At 45.8% G+C, this 23820-nt stretch carries 24 protein-coding genes and 1 tRNA gene; 10 read left to right on the plus strand and 15 right to left on the minus strand.

Annotated features, from left to right (window positions below; genetic code table 11):
* The first annotated feature begins 85 nt into the window (after positions 1 to 85).
* Entirely contained in the window at positions 86 to 649 is a 564-nt protein-coding gene (locus R7H07_RS19680) for a VC2662 family protein (protein WP_005381507.1), read from the plus strand.
* A 100-nt stretch (positions 650 to 749) separates the two neighbouring features.
* Here the strand turns inward: R7H07_RS19680 and R7H07_RS19685 are convergent, their stop codons facing one another.
* Positions 750 to 1247, minus strand: coding sequence for an MgtC/SapB family protein (locus tag R7H07_RS19685; RefSeq protein ID WP_005381504.1), 498 nt, complete (start codon positions 1245 to 1247; stop codon positions 750 to 752).
* A 95-nt stretch (positions 1248 to 1342) separates the two neighbouring features.
* Complete coding sequence (gene epmB, locus R7H07_RS19690) at positions 1343 to 2365, minus strand: EF-P beta-lysylation protein EpmB (RefSeq protein ID WP_005381502.1); 1023 nt, start codon at positions 2363 to 2365, stop codon at positions 1343 to 1345.
* A gap of 32 nt (positions 2366 to 2397) precedes the next feature.
* On the opposite strand from epmB, the gene efp reads away from it, so the two are divergent.
* Both efp and R7H07_RS19700 read left to right on the plus strand, forming a co-directional pair.
* Positions 2398 to 2964: an elongation factor P gene (efp, locus tag R7H07_RS19695; RefSeq protein ID WP_005381500.1), complete on the plus strand. Its 567-nt coding sequence runs from the start codon at positions 2398 to 2400 to the stop codon at positions 2962 to 2964.
* A gap of 256 nt (positions 2965 to 3220) precedes the next feature.
* On the plus strand, positions 3221 to 4624 hold the full coding sequence (locus R7H07_RS19700) for an SPFH domain-containing protein (RefSeq protein WP_005386397.1): 1404 nt from the start codon (positions 3221 to 3223) through the stop codon (positions 4622 to 4624).
* Between the two features lie 101 nt (positions 4625 to 4725).
* On the opposite strand, the gene frdD is transcribed toward R7H07_RS19700, so the two are convergent.
* Genes frdD through frdA form a run of 4 tightly spaced genes read right to left on the minus strand, consistent with a single transcriptional unit; the run spans position 4726 to position 8058 of the window.
* On the minus strand, positions 4726 to 5103 hold the full coding sequence (gene frdD / locus R7H07_RS19705; protein WP_005381493.1) for a fumarate reductase subunit FrdD: 378 nt from the start codon (positions 5101 to 5103) through the stop codon (positions 4726 to 4728).
* Between the two features lie 11 nt (positions 5104 to 5114).
* Positions 5115 to 5498 (minus strand): fumarate reductase subunit FrdC, encoded by a 384-nt coding sequence (frdC, locus tag R7H07_RS19710; RefSeq protein WP_005381491.1) that lies wholly within the window; start codon positions 5496 to 5498, stop codon positions 5115 to 5117.
* A gap of 2 nt (positions 5499 to 5500) precedes the next feature.
* The gene (locus tag R7H07_RS19715; protein ID WP_005381489.1) at positions 5501 to 6259 is read right to left on the minus strand and encodes a succinate dehydrogenase/fumarate reductase iron-sulfur subunit; all 759 of its coding nucleotides are present in this window, start codon (positions 6257 to 6259) and stop codon (positions 5501 to 5503) included.
* Positions 6259 to 8058 (minus strand): fumarate reductase (quinol) flavoprotein subunit, encoded by a 1800-nt coding sequence (gene frdA, locus R7H07_RS19720; protein ID WP_005381487.1) that lies wholly within the window; start codon positions 8056 to 8058, stop codon positions 6259 to 6261. The genes R7H07_RS19715 and frdA overlap by 1 nt, the downstream gene beginning before the upstream one ends.
* A gap of 435 nt (positions 8059 to 8493) precedes the next feature.
* On the opposite strand from frdA, the gene epmA reads away from it, so the two are divergent.
* The 4 genes from epmA (at position 8494) to R7H07_RS19740 (ending at position 11607) form a co-directional block, all read left to right on the plus strand.
* Positions 8494 to 9465, plus strand: a complete 972-nt coding sequence (gene epmA, locus R7H07_RS19725) for an elongation factor P--(R)-beta-lysine ligase (RefSeq protein WP_005381485.1) — start codon at positions 8494 to 8496, stop codon at positions 9463 to 9465.
* Positions 9466 to 9474: 9 nt separating this feature from the next.
* Positions 9475 to 9849, plus strand: coding sequence for a VanZ family protein (locus R7H07_RS19730; protein WP_017635567.1), 375 nt, complete (start codon positions 9475 to 9477; stop codon positions 9847 to 9849).
* Positions 9850 to 9870: 21 nt separating this feature from the next.
* A complete protein-coding gene (locus tag R7H07_RS19735; RefSeq protein WP_005381480.1) occupies positions 9871 to 10506 on the plus strand; it encodes a TetR/AcrR family transcriptional regulator in 636 nt (211 codons plus the stop codon).
* Positions 10507 to 10650: 144 nt separating this feature from the next.
* Positions 10651 to 11607, plus strand: coding sequence for a DHH family phosphoesterase (locus tag R7H07_RS19740; RefSeq protein WP_206954764.1), 957 nt, complete (start codon positions 10651 to 10653; stop codon positions 11605 to 11607).
* 73 nt (positions 11608 to 11680) lie between these two features.
* On the opposite strand, the gene R7H07_RS19745 is transcribed toward R7H07_RS19740, so the two are convergent.
* The 5 genes from R7H07_RS19745 to R7H07_RS19765 form a co-directional block, all read right to left on the minus strand.
* Positions 11681 to 12826, minus strand: coding sequence for a murein hydrolase activator EnvC family protein (locus R7H07_RS19745; protein WP_169643939.1), 1146 nt, complete (start codon positions 12824 to 12826; stop codon positions 11681 to 11683).
* A gap of 27 nt (positions 12827 to 12853) precedes the next feature.
* Positions 12854 to 13675, minus strand: a complete 822-nt coding sequence (gene cysE / locus R7H07_RS19750; RefSeq protein WP_005381475.1) for a serine O-acetyltransferase — start codon at positions 13673 to 13675, stop codon at positions 12854 to 12856.
* 78 nt (positions 13676 to 13753) lie between these two features.
* Positions 13754 to 14791 carry an NAD(P)H-dependent glycerol-3-phosphate dehydrogenase gene (gene gpsA / locus R7H07_RS19755; protein ID WP_005381474.1) on the minus strand — a complete coding sequence of 346 codons (1038 nt, stop codon included), beginning with the start codon at positions 14789 to 14791 and terminating at the stop codon, positions 13754 to 13756.
* A gap of 195 nt (positions 14792 to 14986) precedes the next feature.
* On the minus strand, positions 14987 to 15451 hold the full coding sequence (secB, locus tag R7H07_RS19760; protein ID WP_005386410.1) for a protein-export chaperone SecB: 465 nt from the start codon (positions 15449 to 15451) through the stop codon (positions 14987 to 14989).
* A gap of 225 nt (positions 15452 to 15676) precedes the next feature.
* The gene (locus tag R7H07_RS19765) at positions 15677 to 16111 is read right to left on the minus strand and encodes a rhodanese-like domain-containing protein (RefSeq protein WP_005386415.1); all 435 of its coding nucleotides are present in this window, start codon (positions 16109 to 16111) and stop codon (positions 15677 to 15679) included.
* A 547-nt stretch (positions 16112 to 16658) separates the two neighbouring features.
* Here R7H07_RS19765 and gpmM point away from each other — a divergent pair.
* On the plus strand, positions 16659 to 18191 hold the full coding sequence (gene gpmM, locus R7H07_RS19770) for a 2,3-bisphosphoglycerate-independent phosphoglycerate mutase (protein ID WP_206960021.1): 1533 nt from the start codon (positions 16659 to 16661) through the stop codon (positions 18189 to 18191).
* Between the two features lie 82 nt (positions 18192 to 18273).
* Here the strand turns inward: gpmM and R7H07_RS19775 are convergent, their stop codons facing one another.
* From R7H07_RS19775 to rsgA, 4 genes are all read right to left on the minus strand, one after another.
* Positions 18274 to 19161 (minus strand): DMT family transporter, encoded by an 888-nt coding sequence (locus R7H07_RS19775; RefSeq protein WP_206960019.1) that lies wholly within the window; start codon positions 19159 to 19161, stop codon positions 18274 to 18276.
* A gap of 132 nt (positions 19162 to 19293) precedes the next feature.
* Positions 19294 to 20709 (minus strand): SLC13 family permease, encoded by a 1416-nt coding sequence (locus R7H07_RS19780; protein WP_206960017.1) that lies wholly within the window; start codon positions 20707 to 20709, stop codon positions 19294 to 19296.
* A gap of 166 nt (positions 20710 to 20875) precedes the next feature.
* A complete protein-coding gene (gene asd, locus R7H07_RS19785; RefSeq protein WP_149192324.1) occupies positions 20876 to 21733 on the minus strand; it encodes an archaetidylserine decarboxylase in 858 nt (285 codons plus the stop codon).
* A gap of 116 nt (positions 21734 to 21849) precedes the next feature.
* Positions 21850 to 22914, minus strand: coding sequence for a small ribosomal subunit biogenesis GTPase RsgA (gene rsgA / locus R7H07_RS19790; RefSeq protein ID WP_005386419.1), 1065 nt, complete (start codon positions 22912 to 22914; stop codon positions 21850 to 21852).
* A 129-nt stretch (positions 22915 to 23043) separates the two neighbouring features.
* Here rsgA and orn point away from each other — a divergent pair, with 129 nt between their 5' ends.
* Both orn and R7H07_RS19800 read left to right on the plus strand, forming a co-directional pair.
* On the plus strand, positions 23044 to 23589 hold the full coding sequence (gene orn / locus R7H07_RS19795; protein ID WP_017635574.1) for an oligoribonuclease: 546 nt from the start codon (positions 23044 to 23046) through the stop codon (positions 23587 to 23589).
* A 156-nt stretch (positions 23590 to 23745) separates the two neighbouring features.
* Positions 23746 to 23818 (plus strand) — tRNA-Gly (locus R7H07_RS19800).
* The last annotated feature ends 2 nt before the right edge of the window (positions 23819 to 23820 follow it).

Below are 23820 nucleotides of genomic sequence, written 5' to 3' on the forward strand. Positions count from 1 at the left end.
TGCTAACACTTTTTGAACGGGGACAGAGCAAAATCTGAACACTACACTATGTTGTAAATTGTTGCTTCCCATCATGGAGATGAAAATGAAAAAGCTTATGACGTCATTGGCGGTTGCAGCCGCTATCGCATCACCTGTTGCTTTTGCCGACAGTACACCTGTGATGTTCTCAACTATCGATAACACAAACGCACCTTCTAATTCTTCAGTTGGTGGTGTTCGTTTAGCTGTGTTGCATGGACAGGTAAATGAGGTTAAAGGTGTCGACTTTTCACTGCTTGGTATGTCAGAAACGGATCGTACGACAGGTGTGAACTTCGGTCTGTTTTTTGGCGCAGCAAAAGTAAATCAAGAAATGAAAGGCGCGTCTTTAGGCTTAGTTAACTGGAACCAAGGTCAGACGACGGGTGTTAACTTGGGTGCTGTTAACATTACGAACAACGTAAAAGGCTTGAACTGGAGCGCGGTGAACTATTCTGAAGGCTACACCATGGCGGATGTGGGCTTAGCGAGTATCTCTAAGAAGTCTAATTTCCAGTTTGGTTTCTTCAACATGACCGATCAAATCGATGGTGTGCAAATTGGTCTTTTGAACTGTGCGGATAACGGTTTCTTCAAGTGTTTCCCACTCATCAACTTTGCTAAGTAATCCCTGAGAAAGTCAGAATCTTTATATACAGAAAGCCCTCGATGTTCGTCGAGGGTTCTTTAATTACTGATGAGATGAAGCGAGTGTCTCGGAGCGTTAACTATTTAATTAATCGTGATGAAGTTTTGCGTTGTTGAATTCTTTGATGAACACCGCGGCGTAATGCTTTGATGTGGTTTTCTGCTTTATCCACACCTAACAACACGGTTAGTGTCAGGAGAGTAATAACCACCGACTGCGTTAAATAACCCAAACCTATCATCAAACCTAAACCTGCTAGCACCCATATTACAGCCGCGGATGTTACGCCATGGATTTTTCCATCAAGTGTCATCATAACGCCAGCGCCTAAGAAGCCGACGCCAGTAATGATCTGACCAAGCACTCGTGCTTGATCAAGTGTATTTGGCGATAACGACACTGCCATCGACATAAACAGGTAGGTGCCTGAAATAATTAATATTGCTGTGCGAATGCCAACCGGTTTACCACGAGTTTGACGCTCTATACCGATCATGAGCCCATTAATGGCGCAGCATAGTAGGGCAGGCCAACTGAATGGGCCAAGATCGAAAATTTGTTCGAATGCTGTATGCATCTTGACCTCCAAAAGTGCGGAGTATGCATAGACTTACCGTGCAAAGCGAACAAAAATAATCAATCTAGACGACAAATTTAATTGAGTGTCAGAGCTTATTCTAAATGCAAATCCAACGGCGTTTTACTTGGCCTACCACCAATTTCTCGTGTGAGTTTTGGTACCAGATAACCCGATACACGCGTGATGAGTCCGCGCATAATAGCTTTCGCTTCTTCGTCCGAAATAAAGTAGTGCGCTGCGCCTTGCACCTTATCAAGAACGTGGAGGTAATAAGGCAAGATACCCGCGTCAAATAAGGCCTCACTTAACGCCACTTGAGCTTCTACCGAATCATTCACGCCTTTCAGCAGAACGCCTTGGTTTAGAAGCGTAACGCCCGCTCTTTTGAGCTTGAACATCTGTTCAGCAAATTCGTCATTGATTTCGTTGGCATGGTTGATGTGAGTGACGAGGATGATTTGTAACCTTGATGCTTGCAGAAGTTGGCATAGTTCATCAGTGACTCGAGCAGGAATCACCACAGGTAAACGGCTATGAATACGCAGACGTTTGATGTGAGGAATGTGAGCAATGTGCTCTAAAAGCCAATGAATCTCATCGTCTTTTGCCATTAATGGATCACCACCTGAGAAGATGACTTCGTTCAACTCTGGTTGTTGTGCCATGTACTCTAAGCACTTGGTCCAGGCTTGTTTCCCGCTTTTGTTCTCTTGATAAGGGAAGTGACGACGAAAACAGTAACGGCAATTTACCGCGCAGCCACCTTTGACAATCATCAGGGCGCGGTTGCGATACTTGTGTAGCAGGCCAGGGACTTCATTGTCCTGCTCTTCCAATGGATCATTGGAGTAACCCGGATGCACCTCAAATTCGTCGCTCAGTGGTAAAACCTGACGTAAAAGAGGGTCTTTAGGGTTGCCTTTCTCCATCCTATCGACAAAACTTTGCGGTACACGCTGTGCAAACAGCTTGCGCGCGGCAAACCCGTCTTGCCACGGTGAAGGATCAATTTCCAGTATTTCGAGCAATTTTGCAGGATCAGAGATCCCATTCGCCAACTGTTTGAGCCAGTTTTGCTCAACAGATTCGACTTTTCGGGTTATTATGTGCGGCATTGAATTTAGCTCTAAGAATGTAAGAGGAAAAAATGGCTACAGTTAGCACCAATGAATTTAAAGGCGGTCTTAAGTTAATGCTTGATAACGAGCCTTGTGTAATTCTGGAAAACGAATACGTTAAACCAGGTAAAGGCCAAGCGTTCAACCGTGTTAAAATTCGTAAACTTCTTTCTGGTAAAGTGCTAGAGAAAACATTCAAGTCTGGTGACACTTGTGAAGTGGCAGACGTAATGGATATCGACCTAGATTATCTATATTCAGACGGCGAATTCTACCACTTTATGAACAGTGAAACGTTTGAACAGATCGCAGCGGATGCAAAAGCGGTAGGTGAAAACGCTAAGTGGTTGGTAGAAAACAACACTTGTATGATCACTCTTTGGAACGGTAACCCAATTACTGTTACTCCACCAAACTTCGTTGAGCTAGAAGTTGTAGACACAGACCCTGGCCTGAAAGGTGATACTCAAGGTACTGGCGGTAAACCAGCGACGCTATCAACTGGCGCTGTTGTTCGTGTTCCTCTGTTCATCTCAATTGGTGAAGTGATTCGTGTAGATACTCGTACTGCTGAATACGTAGGTCGTGTGAAGTAAGCACTTTATATGATTGTTAGAAAGGTCGCTTCGGCGGCCTTTTTTATTGCCTGTGATTAATCCCTCTGCGTAAAACATCGATATCCTCCGCAAATTTTTGATGATTTTGTATTATTCGTAAAAATCTTATTTATTCCATGAATCTGTCGATTATTCCTTAATGTAACATTTTGATACATTAGTACTTGTCGCTGAGTTGCATAGCAATCTGATTTTTATCGATTTAACTCAGTAACAATCCAAAAAGGAGAACAAAATGGAAAGCAGAGGTTTAGGAAGGGGTTTAAAGGTGGAAGAAAGACGTCAGTTACTACATAAAGGATTAAAAGCAGCCGTATTTGGCGTACCGCTGTTGGCAATAGGCTTAACGATTAATAGCTCGGTGCTGATGACCGATGCGGGTTACAGCTACGTGCATCAGAATAATATTACTGGTGAGTTGGATGTGTTTACTGAACCTGGCATTCATTTTCGCATGCCATTTCTGTCCAAAATCACCAAGTATGACCAAGTGATCACCGTGTCATTCGGTAACAGCAAGGGCGAAGATTTTTATCAACGTCTTGATGCGATTCAGGTTCGATTTGCCGACACCTATATTGGTCAGATCCCCGTAACATTCCGCTTTAAGCTCAGTAATGACCCTGAAGCGGTGAAGAAGATGCACAAAGAGTTCCGCAACAACAGTAACTTGATCGATGCGCTGCTTGTAAAGAACGCACGTAACGTAACGGTGATTACCGCAACCCAATACACGGGTGAAGAGTTTTTCCAAGGTGGCTTGAACCAGTTCAAATCGAAACTTGGCGATCAGTTACGAGAGGGGATTTATCTAACAGAGCGACGTCAGGTTGAAGTGGAAGAGTTGGATCTTGCGCCTGTTGGGGCGAATCAAGCCAATCCGAACCAATTACAGCGCACCAATCAACTGGTATGGAAAACCGTGCCTGTCGTAGACAAAACCGGGCAACCAATTCGTCAAGACAATCCGTTACAACAATACGGTATTCAAGTGACGCAGGTGACCATTGGTGATCCACAACCAGAGAAACAGCTCGACCAATTGCTGGCGGATAAAAAGCGTTTAGTGGCGGATCGCATTCGTGCGATTCAGGAACAAGAAACGTCGAAAGCACAGGCAGAAACGGAGCAGTTACGCAAAGAAATTCAACGTACTCGTGAAGTGCAAGACGCTCAGCGTGGTAAAGAACTCGCAATTATTGCTCAGCAAAAAGAAGTGGAAGTTGCACGTCAGATTGCAGAGCGTGAAATCGTTGAAGTGGAAAAAACCAAACGACTTGCTGAGGTCGAGAAGGAGAAAGAGCTAGCTATCGCAGAGGCTAACTTAGCGATTCAAAAAGCGAACGCACTTTCTGCTGAGTTTGAAGCGAAAGCGATATTAGCGAAAGGTCGCGCAGAATCTGAAGTCCTAAAAGGTAAGTATGCGGCGTTAGGAGCAAATCGTGAAGTTTACTTGGCAGAATTGAATCGAGACGTAGCGAACTCGCTGTACAACAATTTGCAAAACTTCCAAGTTCAGATGCCACAAAATTACATTGGTGGAAGTGACGAAACGGGCTTGAAAACAAACCTAGATGTGATTACTGGCTTTGGTGCTCTGGGTCTTATGGACCAGACAAAGAAGGTCGCACAGCAATAAGATCATGGGTGGTCAAAAGCTTAAAAAGCAAAAAGATCATAGGTAACCCAAAGCAATAAAAAAGCTGGCATTTAGCCAGCTTTTTCTTTTTGGTCAGTCTCTTAAATCATGAAGATAAAGATAACTGCTAGTGCAGTGATGAGGCCTGCAAATGCATAGCATGCAATTTTACCAATCACACCAGTGTGGAATTTAAGGTCGTGCATGCCGTGGTGTACACGGTGCATTGCGTGCCACATTGGCAATGCTAGCGTGCCAATGATGAATAGCGCACCGATGATGCTGGTTGCGAATGCAGAGACACGCTCGTAGCTCATCGCTTCTGCATCAATCACGCCTAGTGGGACCAAGATACCTAGCACAAGAACAGTGATTGGCGTGATCATCGCGAACCAAGTACCACCTGCGCCAAACAGACCCCACCAGATTGGCTCATCAGAACGTTTTGGTGATGTGTTTACACTATAATTCGGTTTCATTGCTCAGCTCCTTACACCACGATGAGAACGATCAGTGAGATGAACGCAACCGCGGCCCACTGAGTCAATACGATGATCTTCTTGTCCACGGGTTTGCCTTTCAAACGAATTGGCATTACTTGTGGCATCATGCTGAAGAAAGTTTGAGCGTGGAATAGGCTACCGAGTAGTGCAACGATGTTGATTGCGACTACGATTGGGTTCGCCATGAACGCTAACCAACCTTGCCATGCTTCAGGACCTTTCACCAAGCAACCTAAACCGAAAGTTAGGAACAGAGTGAATAGGATTAACGGAAGCACCGTCGCTTCACGTAGCATGTAGAAGCGGTAGAAAGGATGGTTCTTCCACCAAGTGCGTTTTACTTCACGAACGTAAGGTTTACGATTGCTCATCCTTATGCCTCCACTTTCTTTGGTGAACCATCAGGTTTCAACATAGCAATCACGAAGTCCATAGAAGACTCCACTTTGCCTTGGTTTACTGCCGCTGCTGGGTCAACGTTCTTCGGACAAACTTCAGAACAGTAACCAACAAACGTACAACCCCAAGCACCGTTTTCACCGTTGATAAGCTTCATGCGCTCATCTTTACCGTTGTCACGGCTGTCTAGGTTGTAGCGGTGGGCTAGCGTTAGTGCAGCAGGACCGATGAACTCTGGGTTAAGACCAAACTGAGGACATGCTGCATAGCACAGACCACAGTTGATACAGCCAGCGAACTGCTTGTATTTCGCCATCTGTTCTGGCGTTTGCAAGTTCGTACCGTCTTCTGGTTTACGATCGTTACCAATGATGTATGGTTTGATTGCTTCTAGGCGCTCGATGAATGGCGTCATATCAACAATCAAGTCTTTCTCGATTGGGAAGTTCGCTAGAGGCTCGATAGTCACACCGTCTGGGTAGTCACGTAGGAAGCTCTTACAAGCAAGTTTCGGTACGTTGTTCACCATGATGCCGCAAGAACCACAGATCGCCATACGGCAAGACCAACGGTAAGACAGATCTTTGTCTAGGTGGTCTTTGATGTAACCAAGTGCGTCAAGTACAGACATGGTTTCATCGAATGGGACTTCGAATGTTTGCTTGTATGGTTCTGCATCTTTTTCTGGGTCGTAACGCAGGATGTCTACTTTTTGAATGCGATTTGCTGACATTATGCTTGCTCCTCTGCGTTCTTCTCTTCAGCCGCGGCTTTTTCTGCTGCTTCACCGTATAGACGAGCTTTTGGTTGTGACTTAGTGATGGTCACATTGCTGTAATCGATACTTGGTGCTGACTCTGGCTTGTAGAAAGCAAGTGAGTGTTTTAGGAAGTTCACGTCATCACGTTCTGTACAACCGTCGTCTAGACGTTGGTGCGCACCGCGAGATTCTTTACGTAGAATCGCAGAGTGAACCATCGCTTCTGCGACTTCTAGGCCGTAACCCACTTCGATTGCGTATAGAAGGTCTGTGTTGAACACTTTACCTTTGTCTTTGATGCTGATGCGTTTGTAGCGTTCTTTCAACTCAGTGATTTTGTCGATAGTCGCTTGCATCAAATCTTCTTGGCGGTAGATACCACAGCCCGCTTCCATGGTGTGGCCCATTTCTGTGCGTATTTCTGCCCAGTTTTCGTCGCCTTCTTGGTTCATCAGTTTTGCGATGCGTTCTTCAACGGCTTTGACTTGCGCGTCAATTGCCGCGTCGTTCCAGCCTTTGAATTCTGCCGCACGTTTCACTGCGTTTTCACCCGCTACGCGGCCAAATACTACGAATTCAGCCAGTGAGTTAGAACCTAGACGGTTTGCACCGTGAAGACCAACAGACGCACATTCACCCACCGCGAATAGGCCTTTAATGCGAGTTTCACAACCGCCGTCCGTTTCAATACCACCCATGGTGTAGTGAACGGTTGGACGAATTGGAATTGGCTCTTTTGCAGGGTCCACGTTTACATAAGCTTTTGCTAGCTCACAGATGAACGGTAGACGTTCTTGTAGGTACTCTTCACCAAGGTGGCGAAGGTCTAGGTGCACCACGTCACCCAGTGGGTGTTTGATGGTGTTGCCTTTCTGTTGTTCGTGCCAGAAAGCTTGAGAAACTTTGTCACGAGGACCCAGTTCCATGTATTTGTTCTTCGGTTGGCCAACTGGAGTTTCAGGGCCCATGCCGTAATCTTGTAGGTAACGGTAGCCATTCTTGTTAACGATGATACCGCCTTCACCACGACAACCTTCCGTCATCAGGATACCTGTGCCTGGAAGACCGGTTGGGTGGTATTGAACGAATTCCATATCACGTAGAGGAACGCCGTGACGGTAAGCCATTGCCATACCATCGCCCGTTACGATACCGCCGTTGGTGTTACAGTGGTAAACACGGCCCGCGCCACCTGTTGCTAGAACAACAGATTTTGCTTTGATAGTAACAAGCTCGCCTTCAGACATGTGAATAGCAATCAGACCTTGAACTTCGCCTTCATCAACAAGCAGATCCACCACAAAGTACTCATCAAAACGTTTGATGTTGCTGTACTTCATTGATGTCTGGAATAGCGTATGAAGCATGTGGAAGCCAGTTTTGTCTGCAGCGAACCAAGTACGTTCAACCTTCATACCACCAAAGCGGCGTACGTTGACTTCACCGTTCTCTTTACGACTCCATGGGCAACCCCATTGCTCCATTTGGATCATTTCGCGAGTCGCGTTCTCTACAAAGTATTCAACAACATCCTGTTCACATAGCCAGTCACCACCGCCAACAGTGTCGTTGAAGTGGTTGTCTAAGCTATCTTCATCCTTGATAACTGCTGCTGAGCCACCCTCTGCAGCGACCGTGTGGGAGCGCATTGGATAAACTTTAGAAATCAGAGCGACTTCTAAGTCTGGGTTTGCTTCAGCCGCTGCAATAGCAGTACGAAGACCAGCGCCGCCTGCGCCGATGACTGCGATATCTGTGGTGATAATTTGCACAGTTATCCTCCAGTGTGTGATTGCGGAAATCCGCTTGTTATTGTCATTACGAGGCGCTCCTTAAAAAGAACTCCCCAAAAGTAGTAGGGTTAGTGTAGATGAGCCACATGGCAGAAAAATTGATGTAATTGGGTTTTTGCTTCGGTAATGCACTTAAGGGCATAGAATTTATAGGTTATGTGACTGCTATCACGGCATCGAGGTTTTGGCCCTCAAGCATTAACATTAGGGATGTTAAACCCGTGTTGCGTGACATTAACCGCATGGATAATAGGATTTTAACTGAGTGTTTTTTGTTCTGCGGCACGAGTAATGCTTGCCTCAAATTTGCGAGCACATTAGTAAAAAGAAGAAGGGATATTCCTCTCTTCTTGAAGAGTAAAAAGCATGTAGAATGAGACTTTCCTCGCTGAATTAAAGTTTGAGAGACTTGTTATGCAAACCAACTGGCAACCTACTGCTTCCATTGACCAACTTCGTCAACGTGCGACGTTAATCGCGTCGATTCGACAATTCTTCGCTGACCGACAGGTGATGGAAGTCGATACGCCAGCCATGAGTCACGCAACCGTGACTGACATCCATTTGCATACTTTCCAAACCGAGTTTGTTGGCCCAGGCTATGCCGATGGCAGTAAGCTGTTTTTTATGACCAGCCCAGAATTCCATATGAAGCGCCTTTTGGCTGCGGGCAGCGGTTGTATTTATCAAATCAACAAAGCATTTCGTAATGAAGAGAATGGTCGCTACCACAACCCTGAATTCACGATGTTGGAGTGGTATCGCGTTGGCTTTGACCATCATAAATTGATGGATGAAATGGATGACCTGTTGCAGCTGGTATTGAAGTGTGGCGCAGCGCAGCGCATGACGTATCAGCAAGCCTTCATTGATGTGTTGGGTGTGTGTCCACTGGAAGGCTCGATGACTGAGCTGAAAGCGGCGGCAAGCAAGCTGGGTTTGAGTGACATTGCTGAGCCAGAAGAAGATCGCGATACGCTGCTGCAACTACTATTTAGCGTGGGAGTAGAAAACAAAATTGGTCAGGACGTGCCGGCTTTTGTGTACGACTTCCCTGCATCACAGGCGGCGCTTGCGAAAATCAATCCTCAAGATCATCGCGTCGCGGATCGTTTTGAAGTGTACTTTAAGGGGATAGAGCTGGCGAACGGATTTCATGAACTGGATAACCCGAAAGAGCAATTAGCGCGCTTTGAACAAGATAACGCAAAGCGTATCGAAATGGGTTTAAAACCACAGCCGATCGATTATCATCTGATCTCTGCACTGGAAGCAGGGTTGCCAGATTGTGCAGGGGTCGCGTTGGGTATCGATCGTTTGATCATGCTGGCGCTAGGCTGTGACCACATTGATCAAGTGACGGCCTTTCCATTTCCAATTGCATAAGGACGTCCAATGAACCTGACGGCTGCACGTTTCGTCATCTTTAGCTACGCCATATTGATCGCTTTTTTATCTCTGAGTTCAGGTGAACTGCAAGACTGGGGCAATATCGCGTATCTCGACAAAATGCAGCACGCTATGGCGTACAGCGGCTTTGCGTTTTTAGGTTGTTTTTGTGTGTGGCGTTGGCGTCAACGTTGGGCGGTGGCGATTAGTATTTTGCTATTCAGCGCCGTTATTGAGTGGTTGCAAGGGTATGTAGGGCGACAAACTTCTTGGTTAGACCTTGTCGCCAACTCAACTGGCATCTTAACTGGTCTGTTATGTTACCGTATTTGGAGCCTCTATCGACCTAGGTTGGTGAAGTCGCTATACTCGATTCGTTAATGAAGAGGGAACACGATAACAATGAAAACGCGCGACAAAATCGTCTACGCGGCACTGGAGTTGTTCAACCAACATGGTGAGCGAAACATCACCACCAATCACATTGCCGATCACATCGAAATTAGCCCTGGTAATCTGTATTACCACTTCCGCAATAAGCAAGAAATCGTTCGTGAGATCTTTGCGCTTTATTCAGCAGAACTTTTAGAAAGATTTACCCCTATTCAAGGTTCGCAAGAGAGCCTGACTATGCTGAAGAGCTACCTAGACTCTATTTTTACCTTGATGTGGAAATACCGCTTTTTCTACGCAAACTTACCAGAAATCTTGTCACGAGATGAACAGCTACACGAACAGTACATCGATGTGCAAGAGAAGCTGCAAGCGAACCTCATTGCTATTATGCAAGAGTTCGTAACGATGAAGCTGTTGAATGTCGATCAACAACAGTTGAAGTCACTGGTATGTACATTGCACTTGATTGCGTGTAGTTGGTTGGCGTATCAATCTGCGATGGCTTCAAAAACCAACATTACTGAGCAAATGGTGAAGCAAGGGATGTTGCAGATGCTTAATGTCGTTAAGCCATTAGCAACTGAGCAGGGCTTAGAGCAGCTACTGTTATTAGAAGATGCGGTTAGCAATCTACACAGTTAAACGTCAAACTGCTTAATATTTCGAGAGTCACTCTCATTTTCGAGTCGTGGCTCGAGTTGACTTGTCAAATATGCCACGCACAATAGTCCCATACGCTAAAAACCCTTGCAGGGATAAGATTCTCGATAAAGGAACTATCGCCCCATGAATTACGACATTTTTAATGGTGATGCTGATGGCATCATTGCTCTTCTACAATTGCGTTTGGCTGATCCTGTCGATGCCCAGTTAATAACCGGTGTAAAGCGCGACATCAAGCTGGTGGAAAAAGTAGATGTGCAAGCGGGTGATGAGCTGACTGTGTTAGACATTTCGATGGAAAAGAACATGGCAGGTCTAGAGCAAGCTTTGGCTCAAGGCGCGCACGTCTTTTACGCCGATCATCACAAAGCGGGCGACATTCCTCAGCATGGTAATTTGGATGCGCACATCGATCTCGATGCCAACATGTGCACGGCGTTGATTGTCGATAAGTTGCTTGATGGGCGTTTTCATGACTGGGCGATTACGGCGGCTTATGGCGATAACATGATTGCTAAAGCCGATGAGTTAGCGAATAACGCGGGCTTGTCGCAGCAACAGAAAGAGCAGCTAAAAGAGCTGGGTACTTTAATTAACTACAACGGCTACGGATCGAAAGTCGAAGATTTACACTTTCACCCTGCGGAGCTGTACCGAGCTTTGCTGAAGTACACATCACCATTTGAAGCTATTGAAGATACGGCCTCGCCATACTACCAATTGCAATCGGCTTACCAACAAGACATGGAGGCGGCTCTCGCAGTGCCTGCCATGCATGAGAGCGGTAAGCTGAAGTTGTTTGAGTTACCAAACACGGCGGCATCACGCCGAATCAGTGGTGTTTATGGCAACTGGCTAGCAAACCAAACCCCTGATTCTGCGCATGCGGTACTTACTGAAAATGCAGATGGGACTTATACGGTTTCACTCCGTGCCCCATTAAACAATAAACAAGGTGCCGTTGCCGTGTGTGGTCAGTTCCCGACAGGTGGGGGGCGAGAGGCGGCGGCAGGAATCAACGCGTTAAGCAAAGATGATGTGAATGCTTTTATTGATGCGGTAGAAACCTACTACGCATAGCGTTTTCCAAAACATGAATACAACAAAGGAGCCGAGTGGCTCCTTTTTTATGACAAGTCAATAAGTCAGATAATCAGCGCTTTAACCAATATTTCGGATTCTGCGCTTCACTATTACGACGAATTTCAAAGTACAGCGATGGTCTGTCTTGACCACCTGTATCACCCGCGAGAGCAATCACTTCGCCGGCGGTGACTCGATCGCCTTCTTTTTTAGTTAACGCTTGGTTGTAACCATAGAGGGTCATGTCACCTTTTCCGTGGTCGAGCAGTACCACTAAACCGTATCCGCGCAGATACTCAGCAAATACGACAGTACCAGGATAAACGGCTTTCACTTGTTGACCATAGTTGGCAGACAGCACCATGCCCTTCCAGTTTACCTGCCCGGTTTGTCGCGTACCAAAGTTGTGTAACACACTGCCTTTGAGTGGCCAAGGCAACTTACCGCGCTGTTTGCCGAGTCCGTCCATTGGCACCGCATTACGCTTCGCTGCTTTGGCGATCTCTGCTTTTAAACGGGTTTCGTTGCGTTGCAGCTCGGCTAAGTAGCGTTTGTCATTCTTGATACTGCTCTGAATTTTATTCAGGGTTTGCTTACGCTTGGATTGTGTACTCGCTAGTGCTGTACGTTTTTCGGATTGCTGCTTGAGCAGAGTCTCGATTTGCTCTTTTTCTAGCTCGAGCTGGTTTTTGTTGTGCGCTAATTCTTGGGTTATTTTGGTGATCGCATCAATCACTTCAGCACGTGCTTTAGCTAAATGCTGGAAGTATTGGCTCATGCGGTCTTCTTCCACACCTTGATTTAACAAGTGACCATTGGCCTTCGCTCGCTCGGTTACGTAATACGTTTGCAGCAGCTGTTTGAGTTCTTCTTCTTGCTCTTGACGCTGTGCTTCTTGCAAGGCAATTTTCTCTTCCAGGTTTTCTATGTTTTTGTCTGCTTGTGCGAGGTTAGACTTGGTTTGTCGTATTTCACGCTCAAGCTTAGAAATACCAAGCTCTTGATCTTTTAGTGACTTCTGTAACTCATTGAGCTGCTTTTCTTGGGAAGAGAGCGATTTGCGCTGACGGCTTATCTCACTGGATACGCCTTTGAGCTCTTGCTGACTCACAGCAGAGGAGGTAATGGGATAAGTGGCAGATAAAGCACAAGTTAATAAAATAGCCGAGCGTAGAACAGGGTGATTTTGTTTTCGCACTTGAGAGTTACCTACCACGTTGTTGTCAAAAAGGTTTGTTGACGATTAAATACCATCTCCATGGATAAAGCTTTGCGACTTGCCGTTAAAGCCTTGATCCATATCGAGAGAGGGTTTGTCCGTTTTTGGACGTCCGACGATTTTTGCAGGCACGCCAGCCACCGTTGTGTGAGGAGGCACGGCTTGCAATACCACAGAGCAAGATCCGATTTTCGCGCCTTCACCGACTTCGATATTGCCAAGAATCTTTGCACCAGCTCCGATCATCACACCCTCGCGAATTTTCGGGTGACGATCACCGCATTCTTTACCAGTACCACCAAGGGTGACATCTTGCAGTATAGACACGTCGTTTTCGACCACGGCAGTTTCACCAATCACGATGCCTGTTGCATGGTCGAGCATGATACCACTACCAATGCGCGCTGCAGGGTGAATATCGACCTGACATGCTACCGAAATCTGATTTTGTAGGTAAGTCGCAAGAGCGTGACGACCTTGCTTCCACAGCCAGTTTGCTACTCGGTAGCCTTGCAGTGCGTGATAGCCTTTTAGGTACAGCAATGGCATTGAATACATTGAAACAGCAGGGTCGCGATTGACCGTGGCACAAATATCACAAGCCGCACCGTCAGTGATGGTTGGATCAGCCGCAAAGGCTTCTTCAACCACTTCACGCACAGCCATCGCTGGCATGGAAGCGGTGTTCAATTTGTTAGCCAGAATATAACTCAGAGCGGCACACAAACTTTCATGCTTGATAATGGTGGCATGATAGAAGCTTGCCAGCATAGGCTCTTGTTCTGACATTTCACGGGCTTCTGAGACAATTTTGTTCCAGACTTTTTGTTTTTCGCAGTGTTTCATTCTCAATATCCAGAGTGGTTCTTCCGTGACCCGACAACTTCAATTTTTCTCAGATGAGCTGCAAAGGGCGGTAGATTGCTACTTTCCTTCGGCTTTTTTGTCACGAGCAAGTAAATCTTGCGCTGCTAAGCGCGCATCTTTTCCTTGATACAATACTTGATAAATTTGATCAACTATCGGCATCTCAACACCCATACGTTGAGAAAGTAGCCATACTTCTTTTGTATTGCGGTAACCTTCAACCACTTGACCAATTTCTTCTTGAGCCGTATCAACGTCTTTACCTTGGCCTAATGCCAAGCCAAAGCGTCGGTTACGTGATTGGTTATCGGTACATGTCAGGACAAGATCGCCTAAACCCGCCATGCCCATAAAGGTTTCTGGCTGTGCACCCAGCGCAGCACCAAGGCGACTCATTTCAGCCAAGCCACGAGTAATTAATGCAGTACGGGCATTGGCGCCAAAACCGATACCATCAGACATACCCGCACCAATCGCAATAACGTTTTTCACAGCGCCACCCAATTGCATACCAATAAAGTCACTATTGGCATATACGCGGAAGGTTTTGCTACAGTGGATTTTTTCTTGTAGATCCGCAACAAATTCAGAATCTGGAGACGCAACAGAGATTGCAGTCGGCATACCCATTGCGAGCTCTTTCGCAAACGTTGGGCCAGACAATACTGCTAGTGAGTAGTTTTCACCGATAATGTCATAAGCGACGTCTTTCAGTAGGCGCCCCGTTTCAGGTTCAAGCCCTTTGGTTGCCCAACAGATGCGAGAGTCTTCGCGCAAGAATGGTTTACAGCTGTTTAGCACGATGCCAAAGACATGGCTTGGAACCACAACCAACAAATCTCGGCTTGCTTGAACGGCTTTTTCTAAATCCGATTCAATGATCAAGCTTTCAGGGAAATCAACACCTGGTAAAAAGGCATGGTTAGCTCGGTCTGCTTCTAGGCGAGCCATGTGCTCTGGCTCGTGTCCCCAAAGGACAACGTTCGCGCCGTTACGAGCGAGTGAGATTGCCAAAGAGGTGCCGTATGAGCCTGCGCCAATCACAGTCATTGCGATGTCTTTACCGTAAGCATTGTTTGTATTTGCTTGTGTCATGCTACCGCCTAATTGTCTTGCTACTAGTAGAATCTAGTTCCTAATCGTCAAATTTTACGCCTTCTGGCGATTAGGAACTAGGAACTTTTGTCAGAAATAAAAAATGCACATTGCATCGGATGGTAGACGCTCTGTGCATTTTATTTGATTCGGTGACGTCAGCACTGTGGCTATTCGTCACTTATAAAACGTGAATTACGCTTCAGCTTCGCCTTGTTGAGCTTGCTGTTGTAGGTAGTTCATGAATAGCGCGTCAAAGTTTACTGGCGCTAGGTTCAGTTGAGGGAACGTACCTTTAACGACTAGGCTTGAGATAGTTTCACGAGCGTATGGGAATAGGATGTTCGGGCAGAATGCGCCTAGGCAATGTGCAAGTTGACCAGCTTCCATTTGTTCAGCAGTGAAGATACCACCTTGTTGAACTTCACATAGGAACGCAGTCTCTTCTTCGTTCTTTACAGTAACGGTTAGACGTAGAACAACTTCGTACACGCCTTCACCAAGCTCACGGCTTTGAGTGTCTAGGTCTAGTTTAACGTCTGGGTTCCACTCTTTCTGGAAAATTACTGGAGAGTTCGGCGCTTCAAAAGAAACGTCTTTTAGGAAGATGCGTTGAATTGCGAAGTTTTGTTGTGCGTCTTGAGGTGCTGCTTCAGCCATTTTTTAATCCTTAAATCAATATTTGTTGAGCCTAGAAACGTCTAAGCTCAGAAAACTGGTATGTCCTGAGACTAACTGAGCCAATCTACCTTGACTAGATGAAGCGTGTATTACGTGCAAAGCGTCACAACTTAGTGCTCCAACTGCTTTCAATTTGCTCAGTTTTTTGTCCGCGAGGCTTGGTAAAAGCGCGTTTAAACGCGAACTTTCGTTCTTGCCACGTTCCTACTTCTTACCGCGAACTAACGGCAGGTTCGCTTCGTTCCACGCAATCAAACCATTTTTTAGTAGGCTCACGTTTTCGAAGCCAGCTTTTACTAGTAGGTTTGCGCTTTCTTGAGCGGTCTGTCCTGTCTTACATACCACAATGATTGGGTCTGATTTGTGGTTTTCAAGGCTACCCAAGTTACCCGCTTTGATGTCTGACGGTAAAATGTGAAGTGAGTCGGTGATATGACCTTTTTTGAACTCGTCTTTGGTACGGATATCCACTACAACGCCGTTTTCACGGTTCATAAGATGAGTCAGTTGGTTTACGTTGATTTCTTTGTATGCGGCTGTCGCTGATTTCACGATGTTCATGATAAAGGCGACAAGAAGACCTACCCAAACCAAAGATAGAATCATGTTCTGTTGGAAAAATTCAATGTACTCTTGCATGTCTTGAGCTCTTACGCTGTTGGCGGAAAAATAAAGCAGGAGTATAGCGAGGTTACGGCTCTTAGGCGAGAGGGTTAAAATTTTCTAACGAATAATTGAGATCTCTATAAACCCGTTATGCCCTTACTATCCGTACATTTCGCTCTGGTAGCTTGATTGCTTTTGCCTATTGGACTTATCGGTTTAAGTGACTTCTGTTTTACTGAGAAAAGAGAACAATAGGTATTAACCCATCTTGTTTGATGTTGCTTTAAATTAGCACTGTTTCAAGTGCAAAAATAAGAATGAGAAGCGTAAGAAAACCGAACTTAGACTGGGGTGTACAAAGCGTATTAGGAATGACTATGCTTGTGGAACACGTTTGTCGGCACTGACTCGTTGTTCGCTTAACTTGTAAGATAGCAACAATAAATCGCAAACATTATTTGATCTTAACCTACAGTTTTGGTTAAAAAGTGTAGTAAAATTACGCTAGTTTTGTTTCAAGGTTAGATAGGGCAGCGAGGCCCTACGCCAAAAGTTACTTAAATTTGATGAGGTCATCACTATGTCAGCTAAGAAGCCATTGGCTCTAGTTATCCTTGACGGTTACGGTTACCGTGAAGACACAGCAAGTAACGCAATTGCGAATGCGAAAACACCAGTAATGGATGCTCTGATTGCGAATAACCCACACACATTAATCTCTGCTTCAGGCATGGATGTTGGCCTTCCTGATGGTCAAATGGGTAACTCTGAAGTTGGTCACACTAACATTGGTGCAGGCCGCGTTGTATACCAAGACCTGACTCGTATCACTAAATCAATTGCTGATGGTGAGTTCGAACAAACGCCTGCGCTAGTTGAAGCAATCGACTCTGCTGTGAAAGCTGAAAAAGCAGTACACATCATGGGCCTGATGTCTCCAGGCGGTGTTCACTCTCACGAAGACCACATTTACGCAGCAGTTGAAATGGCAGCGGCGCGTGGCGCAGAGAAAATCTACCTACACTGCTTCCTAGACGGCCGTGACACACCACCACGTAGTGCTGAAAACTCACTACAACGTTTCCAAGACCTATTTGCGAAACTAGGTAAAGGCCGCGTTGCTTCTCTAATAGGTCGTTACTACGCAATGGACCGTGACAACAACTGGGATCGCGTCCAAGTTGCTTATGATCTTCTAACTCAAGCTAAAGCTGAGTTCACAGCAGAAACGGCAGTTGAAGGTCTAGAAGCGGCTTACGCTCGTGAAGAAAACGACGAATTCGTTAAAGCAACAGCTATCAAAGCAGAAGGTCAAGAAGACGCAATCATGCAAGATGGTGATGCGGTTATCTTCATGAACTACCGTGCTGACCGTGCACGTCAAATCACTCGTGCATTCGTTCCTGCATTTGACGGCTTTGAGCGTGCAGCATTCCCAGCAATTAACTTTGTGATGCTGACTCAATACGCGGCTGATATCCCTCTAGCTATCGCATTCCCACCTGCGTCTCTAGAAAACACTTACGGTGAGTGGCTATCTAAACAAGGTCAAACTCAGCTACGTATCTCTGAAACAGAGAAATACGCACACGTGACTTTCTTCTTCAACGGTGGTGTTGAGAACGAATTTGAAGGCGAAGAGCGTCAATTGGTTGCTTCTCCAAAAGTTGCAACGTACGACATGCAGCCTGAAATGAGCTCTCCAGAACTAACAGATAAGATGGTTGCGGCTATCAAGTCTGGTAAGTTCGATACCATCATCTGTAACTACCCGAACGCAGATATGGTTGGTCACACTGGCGTTTATGAAGCGGCTGAGAAAGCAATCGAAGCTCTAGATGAAAGTGTGGGTAAAGTGGTTGAAGCAATCAAAGAAGTTGGCGGTCAACTATTGATCACTGCGGACCACGGTAACGCAGAAATGATGATCGACCCTGAAACTGGCGGCATCCACACTGCTCACACTAACCTACCAGTACCTCTAATCTATGTAGGTGACAAAGCGGTTGAATTCAAAGAAGGCGGTAAACTGTCTGACCTTGCACCAACCATGCTTTCTCTAGCTGGTCTAGAAATCCCAGCAGAAATGACGGGTGAAGTACTAGTTAAATGATTAACTAACGGCTCCGAATGACAAAAGCCCGAGTTTAAACTCGGGCTTTTTTGTATCTGGCAGTAAGGGCTGGTCTGTAAGGTTACTGAACCAATATGCCCGCACCAATCACAGCTAGGGCTGCGCCCAACCATGCAAATCGGTTTGGTCGGCGTTTCGTGTAAATCCAGAGCAGTGGTAGCAACATAATTGGCGTGGTTGAAGATAGCAGTGCAACCATACCTACATTTCCTTCTTGCAGTGCGTATAAGATTAGCGTCATGCCGACGGCCATCGCCAAGAAACCATTAAGCGCAGTAATACCAAATATGCGCCAAGTAATGTGTTGCGTCGAGCGAGTGACTTTGACTCCTAGAATTAACAACATGCTGTGGGCGAAAAAGGCACTGATCATTCGAATAGCAGAAGCCGCAACTGGGTCAATACTGGTTTGCATTACTGGCTTGGCGATGATGCCGCCCAATGCTTGGCACATTGCTGCAGTTAAGCCAAGTCCAATACCCACCCAGATGTTACCTTTAATGTCTTCCAAGACGTTATTCACTTGACCTCTTCGGCCAAAGAATATCGCCATCACCACGCCGCTAAATACCAATGATGCGCCCAGTAGTTCTATTGTGGTCATGACTTCGCTAAATAAGAAGTAGCCCAAGATGGCAGAGAACACGGCGTGGCAAGAGAAGAGTAACCCGGCTTGTCTTGGCCCCATACGATTCAAACACGCGAATAGAGCGGTATCGCCAATAAAAATACCAATCAGTCCTGAGGCCATCATTGGCGTTACATGTTCCCAAGAAACCGTTAACCAGCCGCCAGTTATCCAGGCCATTGTTGATAAGATCACGGCCGTACAGCCCATGCGCCAGCGGCTGTAAGAAAAAGCGCCTAGGTGTTGTGCAGGAATGACAGAAATAAGGCTAGAAACTGCCCACAGAAAAGCGGCACATAAAGCAAGCCATTCGTAACCCATGATGTGTCGACGTCCTTGTAGAGTAGAGGAGTCTTAATATGCACGAAATTTATGGGATGTAAAAGCCGCTCTGTAAGGGCAGTAGCTGGAGAGCAGCTCCATGACAACACGCTTTTTCATGGAGCTCTTCGATTAAAACAGTACCAAAACTGCGCCATACACGATAAGTAGACCAATCAAACCGAGAATCAGGCCTACTTTCGCCATGTCTTTGCTCTCGATGAGGCCTGTTGAATAAGCCAAAGAGTTTGGTGGTGTGGAAACCGGTAAGATCATGCCAAGTGATGCGGAGAAGGCGACGACAACCAGTAAACCTTGTAGGCCACCAACCGCAATAAGGCTTGGCATGGATGTACCAATAGCGGCAGCAATAGGCATCAATAAGTTTGCCGTTGCGGTATTAGACATAAAGTTCGCCATTAACCAGCACACTACCGATAGGGCTAAAACAACGGCAAATGGTGATAGCAGGCTGTAATCAATAGCGTGCGCTAATGCTTCGGCTAAGCCTGTTTTGTCTAAGGCAATACCAATTGCTATACCACCGGCAACCAGCCATAAAACATCCCAGTTAATTAGCTTGAGCTCTTCTTTTCCCATAATGCCCGTTAACGTGAACACTGCTAGTGGGATAATCGCGACAACATATGTATTCATGCCATGCACTTTCGTTGTCATCCAAAGCAAAATGGTTAGTGCAAAAGTGATGTAGACGACGATCGCACGCCAGCTCTTTTTGAATGTACCATCTAGCTTTAGTTTCATTTCTGGTTCGCTAGACGGAAACAGCTTTTGCAACAAGAACCAAGCTACAGTGAGTTGTACCAACACAAATGGTAGACCCATTGTCATCCACGATAGGAAGTCTATCGCGTTTGCTCCAGTGAGATATTGAAGCGCTATCGCATTAGGTGGCGTGCCTATCGGAGTCGCAATGCCGCCTGTATTCGCGGCAATTGGAATGCACAGCACCAGCGCTTTAATCCCTAAATCCCCTTTAGGTGCTGAAGCGACGATGGGGCCAAGCAGGGCTAGCATCATCACGGTCGTGGCAGTATTGGACATAAACATTGAAAAAACGGCGGTAATTAACATCAAGCCCAGCATGATGAACTTAGGTTGGGTGCCGAATGGTTTTAATAGTACTCGGGCGAGGTTGTTGTCGAGCTCGTATTTGGAAGCCGCAATCGCGAGAGCAAAACCACCCATAAAAAGAATAATGATCGGTGAAGAGAAGGCCGAGAAAATATCGGTGTAAGCAATTAACTCTCCTAAATCATGCCCCGCTGGTGGATTGCGAAATAGATGCAAACCTTTATCCGATATCATGATCAGTTCAAGAGCGATAATAAGAATGGACGTAGCAAAAACGGGAACCGGCTCGAGAACCCAAAGTAGGGCAGCAAGAAGAAAAATAGCCAACAGGCGATGCTGAATTAAAGTGAGATCGTCAATAGGAATAGCATCGATCGGCATCATCAAAACACCAAGCGGAATTAAAAAGCACACCAGCAATTTCGCCAACGTGTTTACACTCATCTTTGGCATTGGCTGCCCCTCTAAATATTCATTCTAAGCGCAGGATAATTGATTGTGGAATGAGGGTCTTAGAGGCAGGTATGAGTTTGAGAAATAGAGGCTAAATTTCGAACGGAGTTTTGCTTTTTATCAATAAAAAGAGCCCTTAATAAAGGGCTCTTTAACGGAGTTTTGCTTATTTTTTCAAGGCGTAAGGTGTGCCCATAACGGTTGGCTTACCGTTTTCCATGCTTGCGTCAAACTCAATCGCGTCTTTGGCAAACAGGTTAATAACAGTAGAACCCAGTTTGAAGCGGCCCATCTCTTCGCCTTTTTTCAAGATCACGGCCTTGTCACCCTCTGCTGGGTAATTCCATTTGTAGACAGTGTTTCCACGAGGCGGAGTGATCGTGCCAGCCCATACTTGCTCAATGCTACCAACAATTGTCGCACCAACAAGCACCTGTGCCATTGGACCAAACTCAGTATCGAAGATACACACCACACGCTCGTTACGTGCAAATAGGTTCGGTACGTTTTCTGCTGTCAGAGGGTTTACTGAGAACAGGTCACCTGGTACGTAAATCATTTGGCGCAGAGTGCCGTCACATGGCATGTGTACACGGTGGTAATCGCGCGGAGATAGGTACAATGTTGCAAAAGAACCATCTTTAAATTCGTCAGCTAAATTCGCGTCACCGCCCAGCAATTCTTGTGCTGAGAAGTGATGACCTTTTGCTTGGATAAGTTGACCATCTTCAATAGGGCCAAACTGGCTAACACAAGCGTCGGCTGGATGAGTGATGACGTTTTCGCCTTCAGAAATTGGGCGTGCGCCTTCTTTTAGCTCACGAACGAAAAACTCGTTGAACGTTTTAAAATGTTTAGGATCTGAGTGCTTTGCCTCATCCATATTCACATTGTATTGTTTGATAAACCAACGAATAACTGCTGTTGTTAGACCGCCAGCTTTTGCTGAAGCCAGTTTACCCATTAGGCGAGTGAGGCCGTGTTGTGGGATCCAGTACTGCAGTCCAACTTTAAACTTGTCCATCTTTAATTCCGATACTTCTGTTAGATTCGCGCTTTAGGGCGCGTGATGTTACTGAAATTTAATTTGCTTGTCAGTATTAGGTGAAGACTTTTTACACAGTTACAGCCTTAACTCAATTAAAGATCGGCTTTTTTATTACGTGAATACTGACGATTTGCTTTGTTTTCAACCATGCTTTCCAAAATACGATGATAGTTTTCAAAGCGAGTTTCGTTAATTTCCCCGTTCTCGACAGCTTCGCGTAGAAGGCAGCCTGGGTCATCATTGTGTTTACAATCTCGGAACTTGCAACCGCCTAAATATGGTCGAAATTCCACGAATGCTTTTGTTACTTCTTCTGCTTCCAAATGCCAAAGACCAAATTCACGTACTCCAGGTGAGTCGATCAAATCGCCACCCGTTGGAATGTGGTATAAACGTGCAGCCGTCGTGGTGTGTTGGCCCAAGCCAGAGTTCTCAGAGACTTCGCCTTCTTCCACTTCGCTCTCTAGTTCCGGCATTAACGCGTTGACTAAGCTGGATTTCCCTACGCCTGATTGACCAACAAAGATATTAATTCGATCACGCAGTAGGGTTTCTAGTTCAGCAATGCCTTCTCCAGACTTCTTGCTGACCAGAAGCACTTTATAGCCAATACGTTCATATTCTTTGAGCCATTCTTCATACATTGCACGGTCATCGGCTTCTAGAAGGTCGACCTTATTTAAGACCAACAATGGCGCAATATTCAGTGTTTCTGATGCAACGAGATAGCGGTCAATAATATTTAGCGATAGCTCTGGTAATACCGAAGAGACAATGACCATTTGATCAATATTGGCTGCAACGGGTTTTAGACCATCGTAATAATCTGGACGAGTGAGCACTGAAGAGCGAGGTTCTACCGCTTCAACAACACCAGAGATGCCCGCCATAGACTCCAATCCTTCGCGCCATAAAACACGATCGCCAGATACTAGAGACTCAATACCACGGCGGAGGTTACAGCGTTGAATTTCGCCTGTTTCAAGGTCTTCAATGTCCGCGTGCTGACCAAAACGAGTGATCACGAGACCTTGCTTGCTGGCGCCTAGCATGTTTTCATCCCACTGAATGGAATCTTCTTGCTTCTTCAAACGCTTTTGTTGGTTGCTACGTACGCGTCGCACCTGACCTTTGGTTAACTTTTTCTTCTTTGCCACAATTCTGTACTTTATGTGAATTTACTCAAATGGTTGAGCCGTACTCTTGGCTCCGTGTATGAGTATCGTGTTTCTCGTATTTTGAGGTATAGTACCTCTTTTATCGATAAACAAATAGGCGGCGTAACCATGTCCTTTAGCGATCAAAACCTAATTTGGGTTGATTTAGAGATGACAGGGCTTGATCCTGAAACGCACAAAATCATCGAAATTGCTTCTATTGTCACGGATAGCGAACTAAATATTTTGGCTGAAGGTCCAGTGTTAGCGATTCATCAGCCGGAAGAAGAACTAGCGAAAATGGACGACTGGTGTACTAATACGCATACGGCAAGCGGTTTGGTTGAGCGCGTTCGAAACAGTCAAATCTCAGAACAAGACGCAGTCGCACAAACCATTGAATTTTTAGAAAAATGGGTGCCAAAAGGGGCGTCGCCAATATGTGGTAACAGCATTGGGCAGGATCGCCGCTTTTTATACAAGCATATGCCTGAGTTGGAAGAGTTCTTCCATTACCGATATGTTGACGTTAGTACTCTTAAAGAACTAGCACGTCGCTGGCAACCTGAGGTGCTAAATGGGTTCACAAAACAGGGAACACATTTGGCCTTGGACGACATTCGTGAGTCCATCGCAGAACTTAAGTACTATCGAGGTACTATTTTCAAGATTTAACTGTTAAGGTTGCGATCCAAATTGTTGTAATTTATATCGCTTTTGATTGCTTTTTCGTCGTTCAGTAAAAAAATAAAGTTTTTTTGAAGGAAGGACTTGCATCACAAAAAAATGCTCTTATAATTCGCAGCCCTAAACAGCGGAAACGTTGTTGATGCGACACTAGCTCAGTTGGTAGAGCGCAACCTTGCCAAGGTTGAGGTCACGAGTTCGAACCTCGTGTGTCGCTCC

Origin of the sequence: Vibrio sp. Vb1127, assembly GCF_033338735.1 — a bacterium.
GTDB lineage: Bacteria > Pseudomonadota > Gammaproteobacteria > Enterobacterales > Vibrionaceae > Vibrio > Vibrio alginolyticus.